Annotated in this window: 14 protein-coding genes; all 14 read left to right on the top strand. The window is 30.9% G+C overall.

The genetic code is table 11. The features are described from left to right. Positions 1–100: 100 nt before the first annotated feature. On the top strand, positions 101–682 hold the full coding sequence (locus CSPA_RS02120) for a zinc dependent phospholipase C family protein (protein WP_015390575.1): 582 nt from the start codon (positions 101–103) through the stop codon (positions 680–682). Positions 683–940: 258 nt separating this feature from the next. Next, the gene (locus CSPA_RS02125; protein ID WP_015390576.1) at positions 941–1,576 is read left to right on the top strand and encodes a redox-sensing transcriptional repressor Rex; all 636 of its coding nucleotides are present in this window, start codon (positions 941–943) and stop codon (positions 1,574–1,576) included. A gap of 323 nt (positions 1,577–1,899) precedes the next feature. Further along, positions 1,900–2,685, top strand: a complete 786-nt coding sequence (locus tag CSPA_RS02130; protein WP_015390577.1) for a short-chain-enoyl-CoA hydratase — start codon at positions 1,900–1,902, stop codon at positions 2,683–2,685. Between the two features lie 104 nt (positions 2,686–2,789). Further along, a complete protein-coding gene (locus CSPA_RS02135; RefSeq protein WP_015390578.1) occupies positions 2,790–3,929 on the top strand; it encodes an acyl-CoA dehydrogenase in 1,140 nt (379 codons plus the stop codon). Between the two features lie 13 nt (positions 3,930–3,942). Then, positions 3,943–4,722, top strand: coding sequence for an electron transfer flavoprotein subunit beta/FixA family protein (locus CSPA_RS02140; RefSeq protein ID WP_015390579.1), 780 nt, complete (start codon positions 3,943–3,945; stop codon positions 4,720–4,722). A gap of 22 nt (positions 4,723–4,744) precedes the next feature. Then, positions 4,745–5,752 (top strand): electron transfer flavoprotein subunit alpha/FixB family protein, encoded by a 1,008-nt coding sequence (locus tag CSPA_RS02145; protein ID WP_015390580.1) that lies wholly within the window; start codon positions 4,745–4,747, stop codon positions 5,750–5,752. 94 nt (positions 5,753–5,846) lie between these two features. Then, the gene (locus CSPA_RS02150) at positions 5,847–6,695 is read left to right on the top strand and encodes a 3-hydroxybutyryl-CoA dehydrogenase (RefSeq protein ID WP_015390581.1); all 849 of its coding nucleotides are present in this window, start codon (positions 5,847–5,849) and stop codon (positions 6,693–6,695) included. A 152-nt stretch (positions 6,696–6,847) separates the two neighbouring features. Further along, positions 6,848–8,014 carry an NADPH-dependent butanol dehydrogenase gene (locus CSPA_RS02155; protein ID WP_015390582.1) on the top strand — a complete coding sequence of 389 codons (1,167 nt, stop codon included), beginning with the start codon at positions 6,848–6,850 and terminating at the stop codon, positions 8,012–8,014. Between the two features lie 146 nt (positions 8,015–8,160). Next, complete coding sequence (locus CSPA_RS02160) at positions 8,161–8,574, top strand: C-GCAxxG-C-C family (seleno)protein (RefSeq protein WP_015390583.1); 414 nt, start codon at positions 8,161–8,163, stop codon at positions 8,572–8,574. A 23-nt stretch (positions 8,575–8,597) separates the two neighbouring features. After that, on the top strand, positions 8,598–9,524 hold the full coding sequence (locus tag CSPA_RS02165) for a DNA-3-methyladenine glycosylase family protein (protein WP_015390584.1): 927 nt from the start codon (positions 8,598–8,600) through the stop codon (positions 9,522–9,524). 344 nt (positions 9,525–9,868) lie between these two features. Next, the gene (locus CSPA_RS02170) at positions 9,869–11,356 is read left to right on the top strand and encodes a 4Fe-4S dicluster domain-containing protein (protein WP_015390585.1); all 1,488 of its coding nucleotides are present in this window, start codon (positions 9,869–9,871) and stop codon (positions 11,354–11,356) included. A 309-nt stretch (positions 11,357–11,665) separates the two neighbouring features. After that, positions 11,666–11,950 (top strand): co-chaperone GroES, encoded by a 285-nt coding sequence (gene groES / locus CSPA_RS02175; RefSeq protein ID WP_015390586.1) that lies wholly within the window; start codon positions 11,666–11,668, stop codon positions 11,948–11,950. Positions 11,951–12,032: 82 nt separating this feature from the next. Beyond that, a complete protein-coding gene (groL, locus tag CSPA_RS02180; RefSeq protein ID WP_015390587.1) occupies positions 12,033–13,658 on the top strand; it encodes a chaperonin GroEL in 1,626 nt (541 codons plus the stop codon). 159 nt (positions 13,659–13,817) lie between these two features. Continuing rightward, positions 13,818–14,231 (top strand): type II secretion system protein, encoded by a 414-nt coding sequence (locus CSPA_RS02185; RefSeq protein WP_015390588.1) that lies wholly within the window; start codon positions 13,818–13,820, stop codon positions 14,229–14,231. The last annotated feature ends 93 nt before the right edge of the window (positions 14,232–14,324 follow it).

Below are 14,324 nucleotides of genomic sequence, written 5' to 3' on the forward strand. Positions count from 1 at the left end.
ACACGATAAATTTAAATTAAATTTTAAATTATTTAAAATGGTAAACGGTTAATATGTAAAGGGAATTTAACAGATATGTAGAGGATGTGATCAAGCTTTGATGATTAATACTCACAAAATCATGGCTGAGAATATTATAAAGCGTGCAAATACGAAGAGTATTTATTTACTCAATGATAAAAGGTTTATTTGGGGGAACATCAAACCAGATTGTGCGCCTAAATATAAATTCAAGAAGCATTATTTTGATGAAAGTATAGAAATGATAATTGATAAAATTATATATTTATCTTCACTAACGTTAGAAGATGTGTATTTTGATTTAACTGTTGGTAAATTTAGTGAAGAACTTGGAGTAATATGTCACTTTCTATGTGACTTTTTCTGTGCGCCTCATTATTATAGATGGGAATTTAAGAATACTAAGGCAGTTAAAAAGCATATGGCCTATGAAAATAGATTAGCAAAGATAGCTAAAGAATTTAAGCCCTTAGGCATAATTAATACAAATGTAAAGTCAAGTAATATAGAGGAATTTATATTAGAATTGCAAAAGCAATATAATGGCGCAGTAGAATTTAAGAATGATCTAACGTTTTCGTATTATGTTTGTGATAGTGTATTAAATATGATTTTAAATAATGTATTTTTAAATGATAAGAAAGTTAGTAAAGCAATTTAGCTTATAAAATATCTTAAAATAGAATAAAACTATTTTAGGATATTTTCATTTGAAGAAAAAATATGAAAAATAATTGTATTATCCTTGACATAAAATTATATAAGTATGGTAGAATAATAAATTATGATGGTAAATAGAATTAAGCACCAAAAATGAACTGCTTTGTTAAAGAATACTAATTGTCATTAATATTTAGATGGACAATAGGGATTTAAAGCGAGTTATAAAAATAATTAATTGTTAAGATAGGAGATAAGCATGGACAAGAGTAGAAATATATCTATGGCGGTTATTAAAAGATTACCAAAATATTATAGATATCTTGAAGAATTGATGAAAAATGATGTTGATAGAATTTCTTCAAAGGAATTAGGCGAAAAAATAGGATTTACTGCATCACAAATTCGTCAAGATTTAAATTGCTTTGGAGATTTCGGACAACAAGGGTATGGATATAATGTTAAGGAATTGTATAATCAAATTAGCTCTATTTTAGGGTTAGATAGGGGATACCAGGCAGCTTTAGTTGGAGCAGGAAACATCGGACAAGCGGTATCTAATTATTCTAGATTTGAAAATTTAGGATTTAAAATAACATCTATATTTGATGCAAATCCAAAGTTAATAGGAATGAGAATTAGAGATGTAGAAATAAAGGACATAGATGATATGTCAACTGTTTTGCAAGAAAGAAAAATTGATATAGGAATAATTTGTGTTCCAAGAAAAAATGCTCAAGTAGTTGCAGATGAATTGATAAAAGGCGGAGTAAGAGCTATTTGGAATTTTGCACCTGTAGATTTAGTTGTTCCAGATCATGTAAAGGTGGAGAATGTTCATTTAAGTGAAAGTTTACTGACTTTAATTTATTTATTAAATGAAAGTGATAATTAAAAAATAGATGAAAGAAAATAATAGACTTGATAATAGTCTATTATTTTCTTTTTTTTATATTTATATTTAATGAGGCCTAACATTCTAAAGGTAATATATGTGCTGGAATATTATTGTAAAAGGCTTTTAAGTTAGGCATATTTAACTAAATCTTATATTAAAATATAAGATTTTATTGCAAATAACTTGTGTACGTATTATAATTTTAAATATGGTTTGATATTTTTTAAACATACTTGTTATAATATTAACAAATGTGTTTGAATTATAATAAAAAGTTATTCAAATAAAATTAATATGCAAGTTTGAAGGAGGATTTTAACATGGAATTAAAGAATGTGATTCTTGAAAAAGAAGGACATTTAGCTATTGTTACAATTAATAGACCAAAAGCACTAAATGCATTGAACTCTGAAACATTAAAGGATATTGATGCAGTTTTAGATGATTTAGAAAATGATACTAATGTATATGCCGTTATAGTAACTGGTGCAGGAGAAAAATCTTTTGTTGCTGGAGCAGATATTTCAGAAATGAAAGATCTTAACGAAGAACAAGGTAAAGAATTTGGAATTTTAGGAAACAAAGTTTTCAGAAGATTAGAAAAATTGGATAAGCCAGTTATTGCAGCAGTATCAGGATTTGCTCTTGGTGGCGGATGCGAACTTGCTATGTCATGTGATATTAGAATAGCTTCAGTGAAAGCTAAATTTGGTCAACCAGAAGCTGGTCTTGGAATAACTCCAGGATTTGGTGGAACTCAAAGATTAGCTAGAATTGTAGGGCCTGGAAAGGCTAAAGAATTAATATATACTTGTGACTTAATAAATGCTGAAGAAGCATATAGAATAGGTTTAGTAAACAAAATAGTTCCATTAGAAAGTTTAATGGATGAAGCTAAAGCTATGGCTAATAAAATTGCAGCTAATGCTCCAAAGGCAGTTGCTTACTGTAAAGATGCAATTGACAGAGGAATGCAAGTAGATATAGATGCAGCTATATTAATAGAAGCAGAAGACTTTGGAAAGTGTTTTGCAACAGAGGATCAAACTGAAGGAATGACTGCATTTTTAGAAAGAAGAGCAGAAAAGAATTTCCAAAATAAATAATATTATTAATTGTAAATAATATTATAGAATTTTGCTAAAAATCTATTTGAGATTTATATATAGTTTGTTATAAAGTAGGTTTAAATAACAAGGAGGGTAATTTAATGAATTTTAAGTTAACTAGAGAACAAGAATTAGTGCAACAAATGGTTAGAGAATTCGCAGTAAATGAAGTTAAACCAATAGCTGCTGAAATCGATGAGACAGAAAGATTCCCTATGGAAAATGTTGAAATAATGGCTAAGTTAGGAATGATGGGTATCCCATTTTCTAAAGAATTTGGTGGAGCAGGCGGAGATGTACTTTCATATATAATCGCTGTAGAAGAATTATCAAAAGTTTGTGGTACTACTGGAGTTATACTTTCAGCTCATACATCACTATGTGCATCAGTAATTAACGAAAATGGTACTAAAGAACAAAGAGAAAAATATTTACCTGATCTTTGTAGTGGTAAGAAAATTGGTGCTTTCGGATTAACTGAACCAGGTGCTGGTACAGATGCTGCAGGACAACAAACAACTGCTGTATTAGAAGGTGACCATTATGTATTAAATGGTTCAAAAATATTCATAACAAATGGTGGAGTTGCTGAAACTTTCATAATCTTTGCTATGACAGATAAATCAAAGGGAACTAAAGGAATTTCTGCATTTATAGTAGAAAAATCATTCCCTGGATTCTCAATAGGAAAATTAGAAAATAAGATGGGTATCAGAGCATCTTCAACTACTGAATTAGTTATGGAAAACTGTATAGTTCCAAAAGAAAACCTATTAAGTCAAGAAGGTAAGGGATTTGGAATAGCAATGAAGACTCTTGATGGAGGAAGAATTGGTATAGCTGCTCAAGCTTTAGGTATTGCAGAAGGAGCTTTTGAAGAAGCTGTTAACTACATGAAAGAAAGAAAGCAATTTGGTAAACCATTATCTGCATTCCAAGGATTACAATGGTATATTGCAGAAATGGATGTTAAAATCCAAGCTGCTAAATACTTAGTATACTTAGCAGCAACAAAGAAACAAGCAGGTCAACCTTACTCTTTAGAGGCTGCAAGAGCTAAATTATTTGCTGCAGATGTTGCAATGGAAGTTACAACTAAAGCAGTTCAAATCTTTGGTGGATATGGATACACTAAGGAATATCCAGTAGAAAGAATGATGAGAGATGCTAAGATAACTGAAATCTATGAAGGAACTTCAGAAGTTCAAAAGATGGTTATCGCAGGAAGCATTTTAAGATAGGAGGACTTTTATAATGAATATAGTAGTTTGTGTAAAACAAGTTCCAGATACTACAGCAGTAAAAATAGATCCTAAAACTGGTACATTAATAAGAGATGGTGTTCCATCAATAATGAACCCAGAGGATAAACATGCTTTAGAAGGTGCGTTACAATTAAAAGAACAAGTTGGAGGAAAAGTTACTGTAGTTAGTATGGGACTTCCAATGGCTAAAGCAGTTTTAAGAGAAGCATTATGTATGGGAGCTGATGAAGCTATCCTATTAACAGATAGAGCTATGGGAGGAGCTGATACTTTAGCTACTTCAAAAGCAATAGCAGGTGTAATAGCAAAATTAGATTATGATTTGGTATTTGCTGGAAGACAAGCAATTGATGGAGATACTGCACAAGTTGGTCCAGAAATAGCTGAACATTTAAATATTCCTCAAGTAACTTATGTTCAAGATGTTAAAGTTGAAGGAAAATCACTAATTGTAAACAGAGCATTAGAAGACGGACATCAAGTAATTGAAGTTAAAACTCCATGTTTATTAACTGCAATCGAAGAATTAAATGAAACAAGATATATGCATGTTGCAAAAATCTTCGAAACTTCTGATGATGAAATCAAAGTTATGAGTGCAGCTGATATAGATGTAGATGTAGCTGAATTAGGACTTAAAGGTTCACCTACAAAGGTTAAGAAGTCAATGACTAAAGAAGTTAAGGGCGCAGGAGAAATCGTAAGAGAAGCACCTAAAAATGCAGCATACTATGTTGTAGGAAAATTAAAAGAAAAACACTACATCTAAGATAATAGGAGGGTAATTTATTATGAATATAGCAGATTACAAAGGCGTTTGGGTCTTTGCTGAACAAAGAGAAGGCCAATTACAAAAAGTATCTTTAGAACTACTTGGTGAAGGTAGAAGAATTGCTGATGAATTAGGAGTAAAGTTAACAGCTTTATTACTTGGAAATAATATAGAGACACTCGCTAAAACTTTAGCAGAACATGGTGCAGATGAAGTTTTAGTTGCTGATGATAAAAACTTAGAACATTATACAACTGAAGGTTACACTAAAGTTATTTGTGACTTAGCAACTGAAAGAAAACCTGGAATCTTATTTGTAGGAGCTACTTTTATTGGAAGAGATTTAGGACCAAGAATAGCTGCTAGATTATCTACTGGATTAACTGCTGACTGTACATCATTAGATGTAGATGTTACAAATGGAGATCTTTTAGCAACAAGACCAGCCTTTGGTGGTAACTTAATGGCTACAATTGCATGCCCAGACCATAGACCACAAATGGCTACAGTAAGACCAGGAGTATTTGCCAAAATTACTACTGATCCATCTAAATGTAATATTGAAAAAGTTACTGTTAAATTAGCTGATTCAGATATTAGAACAAAAGTATTAGAAACAATTAAATCAAAGAAAGATATCGTTGATATAGCTGAAGCTGATTTTATAGTTGCTGGAGGTAGAGGAGTTGGAAATAAAGAAAACTTTACACTACTTAAAGAACTAGCAGATGCTTTAGGTGGAACTGTTGCTGGATCAAGAGCAGCTGTTGAAAAAGGATGGATTGATGGAGCATACCAAGTTGGTCAAACTGGTAAAACTGTTAAACCTCAAATATATATAGCTTGTGGTATATCAGGAGCTATCCAACACGTTGCTGGTATGCAAGATTCAGATCTTATAATTGCTGTTAATAAGGATGACTCAGCTCCAATAATGAAGATTGCTGATTATGCAATAGTTGGAGATCTTACAAAGGTAGTTCCAGAATTAATCGCACAAGTTAAAGAAATTAAGAGTGCTGAATAATTAATTAAATTAATGAAAAATATAATCCTTAGTTAAAATAGTGGTATTTTAACTAAGGATATCTATAATTATGAATTTTGAGGAGGAAAAGTCAATGAAAAAGATTTTTGTACTTGGAGCAGGAACTATGGGTGCTGGTATCGTTCAAGCATTCGCTCAAAACGGTTGTGAAGTAATCGTAAGAGATATAAAGGATGAATTTGTTGATAGAGGAATAGCTGGAATATCTAAAGGTTTAGAAAAACTAGTAGCAAAGGGAAAAATGACTGAAGAAGATAGAGAAGCTATACTTTCAAGAATTTCAGGAACAACTGATATGAATTTAGCTGCTGACTGCGATTTAGTAGTTGAAGCTGCAATCGAAAACATGAAAATTAAGAAAGAAATCTTTGCAGAATTAGATGGTATTTGTAAACCAGAAACAATTTTAGCTTCAAATACTTCATCTTTATCAATTACTGAAGTTGCTTCAGCTACAAAGAGAGCAGATAAAGTTATCGGAATGCATTTCTTCAACCCAGCTCCAATAATGAAGTTAGTTGAAGTTATCAGAGGAGCTGCAACTTCTCAAGAAACTTTTGATACAGTTAAAGAATTATCAGAAGCAATCGGAAAAACTCCAGTAGAAGTTGCTGAAGCACCAGGATTTGTTGTAAACAGAATTTTAATTCCAATGATAAATGAAGCTACTTTCATTTTACAAGAAGGTGTAGCATCTGCTGAAGATATAGATGCAGCTATGAAGCTTGGAGCTAATCACCCAATGGGACCTTTAGCATTAGGGGATCTTGTTGGTTTAGACGTATGTTTAGCTATCATGGATGTTTTATATAATGAAACAGGAGATAGCAAATACAGAGCTAGTAGTTTATTAAGAAAATATGTTAGAGCTGGATGGCTTGGAAGAAAGTCAGGAAAAGGATTCTACGATTATTCTAAATAGTAATATAAAAAATCTCAAGAGAAACTATTCTTTTGAGATTTTTTTTCAAATGTAAAGGATTTTTAGACTTTTTATAGAAATATATCTAATATAGGAAAAATTCTGAAAATTCCTATACTTATACAGATATTTTGAGGAGGGTTATTAAAATTATGATGAGATTTACATTACCAAGAGACATTTATTATGGAAAAGGATCACTAGAGCAGTTAAAGACTTTAAAAGGTAAAAAAGCAGTACTAGTACTTGGTGGGGGATCAATGAAGAAATTCGGTTTCGTTGATAAAGCCTTAGAATATTTAAAAGAAGCTGGTATAGAAGTTAAATTAATTGAGGGTGTAGAACCAGACCCATCAGTTGAGACAGTATTTAAAGGTGCTGAAACAATGAGAGAGTTTGGCCCTGATTGGATTATTTCAATGGGTGGAGGATCACCAATAGATGCTGCAAAAGCTATGTGGATATTCTATGAATACCCAGACTTTACTTTTGAAAAAGCAGTGGTTCCTTTTGGATTACCAGAGCTTAGACAAAAAGCAAAATTCATTGCAATTCCATCAACAAGTGGTACAGCTACAGAAGTAACAGCATTTTCTGTAATTACAGATTATAAGACAGAAATAAAGTATCCTTTAGCTGATTTTAATATAACTCCAGATATAGCTATAGTTGACTCAGAACTAGCAGAAACAATGCCTGCTACATTAACAGCTCATACAGGTATGGATGCATTAACTCACGCTATTGAAGCTTATGTAGCAACATTACATTCACCATTTACAGATCCATTAGCATTACAAGCAATTGAAATGATTCGTGATTTCTTACTTAAATCTTATGAGGGAGATAAAGATGCTAGAGAACAAATGCATTATTCACAATGCCTAGCAGGTATGGCATTCTCTAATGCATTACTTGGAATAACTCATAGTATGGCTCATAAGACAGGAGCAGTATTCCATATACCTCATGGATGTGCAAATGCTATTTATCTACCATACGTAATTGATTTCAATAAAAAGACTGCATTAGATAGATATGCTTATATAGCTAAGAGACTTGGATTAAGTGGTACAACTGACGATGAATTAGTAGATTCATTAACAAACTTAATTAAAGAGTTCAATAAGAAGATGTCAATTCCACTTACATTAAAAGAATATGGTATTGATGAAGAAGTATTTAAAGCAAAAGTTGATATGATTTCTGAGAGAGCTATTGCAGATGCTTGTACTGGATCAAATCCAAGACAATTAAATAAAGATGAAATGAAGAAGATATTTGAATGCATATATTATGGAAATAAGGTTGATTTTTAATATCTAAGCTATAAAAGGTTTCGGGACAATGTTCTGAAGCCTTTTTAATTTGAAGTTTTAATAAATTTTCTGAATTGGAGGATTATATTGGAATTAAGTGATATAATATATTAATAAATAATCATTTTTGACAAGGTGGGGAATTAATGTTAAAAGAGATGGTCAAAAAATATAGAGAAGAGAAATATGATTTAAATTGTGCAGAAAGTATTATATATGCAGCTAATGAAGAATATGATTTGAATCTTTCGAATGAAACTTTGAAAGTTATGTCTGGATTTGGAGGAGGAATGGGAATTGGTCATATTTGTGGAGTTATAACTGCCTCAGTAGGTGTGATTGGAGTGATGTTCACTGAAATAAGCGGACATAAAAGTCCAAGAGTAAAAGAAATGACACAAGAATTTATAAATAATTTGCAAGATAAATTGGGATATATTAAATGTGATGATTTAAAAAAGGAATATACTAACGTAAAAAAATGCACACTAATGATAGAAACAGGTGCAGAAATTTTAGAAGAAATTATTCTCAAAGAAAAGCAGAATAAAATATTATAGATTTTCAAGGGAGAAAGATATAAATGGATTATAAGTCAGTAAAATTTCATGATAATTATATAGTGATAGAGGAGGTTAAAAATTTTAAATTAAAGCATATATTTGAATGTGGTCAAATTTTTAGATTTGAGGAAATTGCAGAAGGTCACTATATTGTAATTGCATTTGGAAAATTGATTGAAGTTAAAGAGGAAGGTGCAAATATAATAATATATAATGCAACAGAAGAGGAAGTTAATGAAATTTGGATTAAATATTTTGATTTAGATAGGGACTACTCAGAGATAAAGCAAGAACTTTCAAAAGATCCGTTACTTAAACAAAGTATAGAATTTGGATATGGAGTGAGAGTTTTAAATCAAGATCCTTTTGAAATGTTAATCAGCTTCATAATTTCTGCAAGAAATAATATACCTTCAATAAAAAAGACTGTGAATAAAATATCAAACAAATGGGGAAAAGAAATTATATATAAAGAAAAAACATATTACGCATTTCCAAGCATAAATGAAATTAAAGATGCTACATTGGAGGAAATACAAGAAACAGGAGCATCGTTTAGAAGTAAATACATATTAGATACGATTAAAAATGTTTATGCATCTGACAAGGTGATGGATGACTCGAATTTAGATAAAAAAAATAGTTATCTAAAATATAACTTAGATTATATTAAAAATTTGAAGGATGATGAGTGTCATGAGGCTCTTCAAGAATTCAAAGGAGTAGGAGCTAAAGTGGCTGATTGTATTATGCTATTTTCTATGGGTAAAACTTCGGCATTTCCAGTGGATGTCTGGGTTAAGCGTGCAATGATTCATTTTTATGGTGCAGAAAATTCTTCATTAAACAAAATTAGAATATTTGGAAGAAATGAGTTTGGTAAGCTTTCTGGATTTGCACAACAATATTTATTTTATTATGCAAGAGAAAACAAAATTGAGGTTTAAGATTAATATTTCCCAAGGTGTGATATTTTAGTTTATTAGTAAATAAATATAAATAGAGAATAAGTCAACTAAACTAGAGATATTCTGTTATGAATAAGGAAAATCCTTATATACAAAATTAATATTAAATCAATAAGTGAATTGATTTAATATTCTGCAGAATTTAAAGTGTGTTGACTTATTATTTTTTATATATTAATATAGGCAAAAAATTACTGTTAGAGCGGAAAAATCAGAAAATTTAAACTTATATGATACTTGTTATATTTTTAACAAGTATGTGTTATAATTATGCCGTGCTATTAAATATAAGATTAAAATTACTTTTGGGAGAGTGTATATTAATGTTTCAATTTGAAAATCGACTTTTAAAGCTAAAGCATGAAGTTCTTACTAGAGTTGTAGTGTTAGCAAAAGAAAACAAACTTTGTAAAGAGGAGTTAGAAAAAATTCCTTTTGAAATGATTGTAGGAGATGAACCTAATTATCGAGAAACTGTTGATAGAGAAAGAAATATAGTACTGGAAAGAGCAAAGCTTGCTGCAGGTTATATGCCAAATGGCAAAAATGGACAAGAACTAGTTGAGATAGATGAAGAAAAACAGATATTGTATGTTATAAAGGAAGCATGTGACAGATGCCCAACAAATAAGTTCCAAGTTACTGATTCTTGCAGAAATTGTGTTGCACACAAGTGTCAAAGTGTATGTAATTTTGGGGCAATTTCATATGTTAATGGAAAAGCATATATTGATCCAGATAAATGTAAAGAATGTGGAATGTGTAATAAGGTATGTCCTTATGATGCTATTGCAGAAGATATGAGACCTTGTAAAAAAGCATGTCCAACAGGAGCCTTAAGCTATAATGCTGACGATTTAAGAGCTGAGATTACTGAAAGTAAATGCGTAAATTGTGGTGCGTGTATGTCTGAATGTCCATTTGGTGCTATAGAAGATAAAAGTTCATTAGTTAGAGTTGTTAATAGATTAATGGAAAAAGAAAATATTTATGCTATAGTTGCACCAGCGATAACAGGTGAATTTGGCGCAAAGACAACATATGGACAAGTAAAAAATGCAATTAAAGCATTAGGGTTTACAGATATGGTAGAAGTAGCATGCGGTGCAGATGCAGTTACTGTACATGAAAGTACAGAATTTGTAGAGAGAATGGAAAAAGGGGATAGCTACATGACAAACTCATGTTGTCCAGGCTTTCTAAGTTATATTGAAAAAATGATGCCAGATCAAGCTGAAAGAATTTCAGGAACTGTTTCTCCTATGGTAGCTACGGGAAGATATATAAAAGCAAAGCATAAAGATGCTAAAGTTGTATTTATAGGACCTTGTACTGCTAAGAAAAGTGAAGTATTGATTGAATCAATAAAGGATGCTGTTGATTATGCATTAACTTTTGAAGAATTAATTGCTTTATTTGATGCATTTGAAATAGATCCTGAAAAATGTGAAGATATAGTAGTTGATCAAGCATCAATCTTTGGTAGAAATTTTGCTGTAGGTGGTGGTTTAACTGCAGCGATAGAAAACTTCATCCAAGAAAAAGGTGTGGAAATTGAATTCAAACCTGTTAAAGTTTCAGGTGGAGCAGAAATAAAGAAAACTATGACTATGGCTAAAGTAGGAAAATTACCAGGAAATTTCATTGAAGGAATGATGTGTGAAGGCGGATGTATAAATGGAGCTGCAAAAATAGCACCTGTTATGAAAGCAAAGGCACCTTTCACAAAAATAAATCAACAAACAACTATTAAAACTGTATTATCAAATAAGGCATTAGAAGAGTATCATAATATTGACTTAGAAAGATAGTTTGTTTTTGGAAAAATATATATTTCTTATTATAGCTTAAATGTAGATATAAACTCTACTCAGGAGTATTTTCTTGAGTAGAGTTTTTCATTATAAATAAAAAGTAAGAAAAATTGAGAAAGTTTAAGCAAATTAAATATATTTTGAGATAATAGGTAATATTCGCTTAAAAATCGGGTATAATATTAGAAGTAATGTTTGAATTATATGGATATAAAGGATATTATAAATATGTTAGCACTCGACAGTAACGAGTGCTAACAGAAAAAAGCAACAATAATAACATAATTATTTTAAGGAGGGTTTTTCATGAAAATTAAACCACTTGGTGAAAGAGTTGTAATCAAAAAATTAGAGGCAGAAGAAAAGACTAAAAGTGGAATAGTCTTAACTGGTACTGCAAAAGAAAGACCACAAGAAGCAGAAGTGGTTGCAGTGGGTCCTGGAGCTGTCGTAGACGGAAATAGAGTACCTATGGAAGTAAAAGTTGGAGATAAGGTTTTATACTCTAAATATGCAGGATCAGAAGTTAAAGTTGATGGTGAAGAATATACTATTTTAAAACAAGATGACATATTAGCAATAGTAGAATAATTGAGAGTGCATTGCTAAATAATTTTAATTTAAGAAGATAGAAAGATATAAATAACATACAAAAAAGGAGAGTGTTATATAAATGGCTAAGATGTTAAAATTCGGTGAAGAAGCAAGAAGATCTATGCAAATAGGTGTAGATAAATTAGCAGATACAGTTAAGGTTACTTTAGGACCTAAAGGTAGAAATGTTGTATTAGATAAGAAATTTGGAGCACCATTAATTACAAATGATGGTGTGTCAATTGCAAGAGAAATAGAACTAGAAGATCCATATGAAAATATGGGAGCTCAATTAGTTAAAGAAGTTGCGACAAAGACTAATGATGTAGCAGGAGATGGAACTACAACTGCAACTTTGTTAGCACAAGCAATAATCAGAGAAGGATTAAAAAATGTAACAGCTGGAGCTAATCCTATTTTAATCAGAACTGGTATTAAAATGGCTGTAGAAAAAGCTGTTGAAGAAATTAAAAAGATTTCTAAGCAAGTAGATGGAAAAGAAGATATCGCTAGAGTTGCTGCAATTTCAGCTGCTGATGAAGAAGTTGGTAAGTTAATTGCAGATGCTATGGAAAAAGTAGGAAATGAAGGCGTTATTACAATAGAAGAATCTAAATCAATGGGAACTGAATTAGATGTAGTTGAGGGAATGCAATTTGATAGAGGATATGTATCACCTTATATGGCTACAGATACTGAAAAAATGGAAGCAGTTTTAGAAAATCCATATATATTAATAACTGATAAGAAGATTTCAAATATTCAAGAAATCTTACCAGTGCTTGAACAAATCGTTCAATCAGGTAAAAAATTATTAATTATTGCTGAAGACATTGAAGGAGAAGCAATGGCTACATTAGTAGTTAATAAATTAAGAGGAACATTCACTTGTGTAGCTGTTAAAGCACCAGGCTTTGGAGATAGAAGAAAAGAAATGTTACAAGATATTGCAACATTAACTGGTGGAACTGTTATAGCTGAAGAGTTAGGAAGAGAATTAAAAGATGTTACTATTGATATGTTAGGTACAGCTGATAGTGTTAAGGTTAATAAAGAAAACACTGTTATAGTTAATGGTAAGGGTGATTCTAATGGAATAAAAGAAAGAATTAACCAAATCAAAGTTCAAATTGAAGAAACAACTTCAGAATTTGATAAAGAAAAATTACAAGAAAGATTAGCTAAGTTAGCAGGTGGAGTTGCAGTAATTAAAGTTGGTGCAGCAACTGAAACAGAACTTAAGGAAAAGAAACTTAGAATTGAAGATGCTTTAAATGCAACAAAAGCAGCAGTTGAAGAAGGAATAGTAGCTGGTGGTGGAACAGCTTATGTTAATGTAATTAATGAAGTAGCAAAATTAACTTCAGATGTTGCAGATACTCAAGTTGGAATAAGCATAATTGTAAAAGCATTAGAAGAACCAGTAAGACAAATAGCAGCTAATGCAGGAGTTGAAGGTTCAGTAATAATTGAAAAAGTTAAAAATAGCGAACCAGGTATAGGATATGATGCATTACATGATCAATATATCAATATGATTAAAGGTGGAATAGTAGACCCGACTAAGGTTACTAGATCTGCTCTTCAAAATGCAGCATCTGTAGCTTCAACATTCCTAACAACAGAAGCAGCAGTAGCTGATATCCCATCTAAAGAACCAGCAATGCCAGGTGCTCCAGGAATGGGAATGGACGGAATGTACTAAAATTAAAAATGACATATGTTAATGAAGTAATTAGAGGAGTAATTTTACTCCTCTTTTTGATGTGAGAAATATAATGGTTTTATTTATTATAATTGTATAAATTAATGAAGAAGTAGACATAATTTAAACTAAAACTGAGAAAAGGAGTTTTGGTTTAAGATGATAAAGCACGGTAGCAAGATTGAAATAAAACATGTATATTATAATGATAGAAAAAGAAAAGAAGGATTTACTTTAATAGAGATGATAGCTGTAATTGCTATGATAGGAATTTTGGCTGCAGCACTTTTACCCAAAATAGGTGGTTATATAAAACAGGCTAAAAAAACAAAAATACTAGATCAATGCAGAAAAGTTGTTATGGCAGTTGATTCCTATAATCTTACAAGTAATACACCTGTAGAACAAACTGCTACCATTGATGACGTTGAAAAGGTAGCTGGAGTTGAAACATATTTAGATGGAGTTTCGTTAAGTAATTTAGATACTGAAAAGACAAATATCAAGAAATGTTATGATATTGTGGCGGGAGAAGAATTTGATATAGATAATGAAGAAAAGTTAATAAATTAAGATATTATGCAATAAAAACGATTATATATAAATTATAATTTAGAAAAAATGCAATTTTAATTTCAAATTTGTTGACTTTAGAGTACACATACA

It is taken from the genome of Clostridium saccharoperbutylacetonicum N1-4(HMT), from assembly GCF_000340885.1.
GTDB lineage: Bacteria > Bacillota > Clostridia > Clostridiales > Clostridiaceae > Clostridium > Clostridium saccharoperbutylacetonicum.

Bases quoted from the DNA above. Each gene is read 5' to 3' on its own strand.
- CSPA_RS02170 (WP_015390585.1), top strand. From the start codon at position 9,869: ATGTTTCAATTTGAAAATCGACTTTTAAAGCTAAAGCATGAAGTTCTT.
- CSPA_RS02145 (WP_015390580.1), top strand. From the start codon at position 4,745: ATGAATATAGCAGATTACAAAGGCGTTTGGGTCTTTGCTGAACAAAGA.
- groL (WP_015390587.1), top strand. From the start codon at position 12,033: ATGGCTAAGATGTTAAAATTCGGTGAAGAAGCAAGAAGATCTATGCAA.
- CSPA_RS02140 (WP_015390579.1), top strand. From the start codon at position 3,943: ATGAATATAGTAGTTTGTGTAAAACAAGTTCCAGATACTACAGCAGTA.
- CSPA_RS02125 (WP_015390576.1), top strand. From the start codon at position 941: ATGGACAAGAGTAGAAATATATCTATGGCGGTTATTAAAAGATTACCA.
- CSPA_RS02185 (WP_015390588.1), top strand. From the start codon at position 13,818: ATGATAAAGCACGGTAGCAAGATTGAAATAAAACATGTATATTATAAT.
- CSPA_RS02150 (WP_015390581.1), top strand. From the start codon at position 5,847: ATGAAAAAGATTTTTGTACTTGGAGCAGGAACTATGGGTGCTGGTATC.
- CSPA_RS02165 (WP_015390584.1), top strand. From the start codon at position 8,598: ATGGATTATAAGTCAGTAAAATTTCATGATAATTATATAGTGATAGAG.
- CSPA_RS02120 (WP_015390575.1), top strand. From the start codon at position 101: ATGATTAATACTCACAAAATCATGGCTGAGAATATTATAAAGCGTGCA.
- groES (WP_015390586.1), top strand. From the start codon at position 11,666: ATGAAAATTAAACCACTTGGTGAAAGAGTTGTAATCAAAAAATTAGAG.
- CSPA_RS02160 (WP_015390583.1), top strand. From the start codon at position 8,161: ATGTTAAAAGAGATGGTCAAAAAATATAGAGAAGAGAAATATGATTTA.
- CSPA_RS02155 (WP_015390582.1), top strand. From the start codon at position 6,848: ATGATGAGATTTACATTACCAAGAGACATTTATTATGGAAAAGGATCA.
- CSPA_RS02135 (WP_015390578.1), top strand. From the start codon at position 2,790: ATGAATTTTAAGTTAACTAGAGAACAAGAATTAGTGCAACAAATGGTT.
- CSPA_RS02130 (WP_015390577.1), top strand. From the start codon at position 1,900: ATGGAATTAAAGAATGTGATTCTTGAAAAAGAAGGACATTTAGCTATT.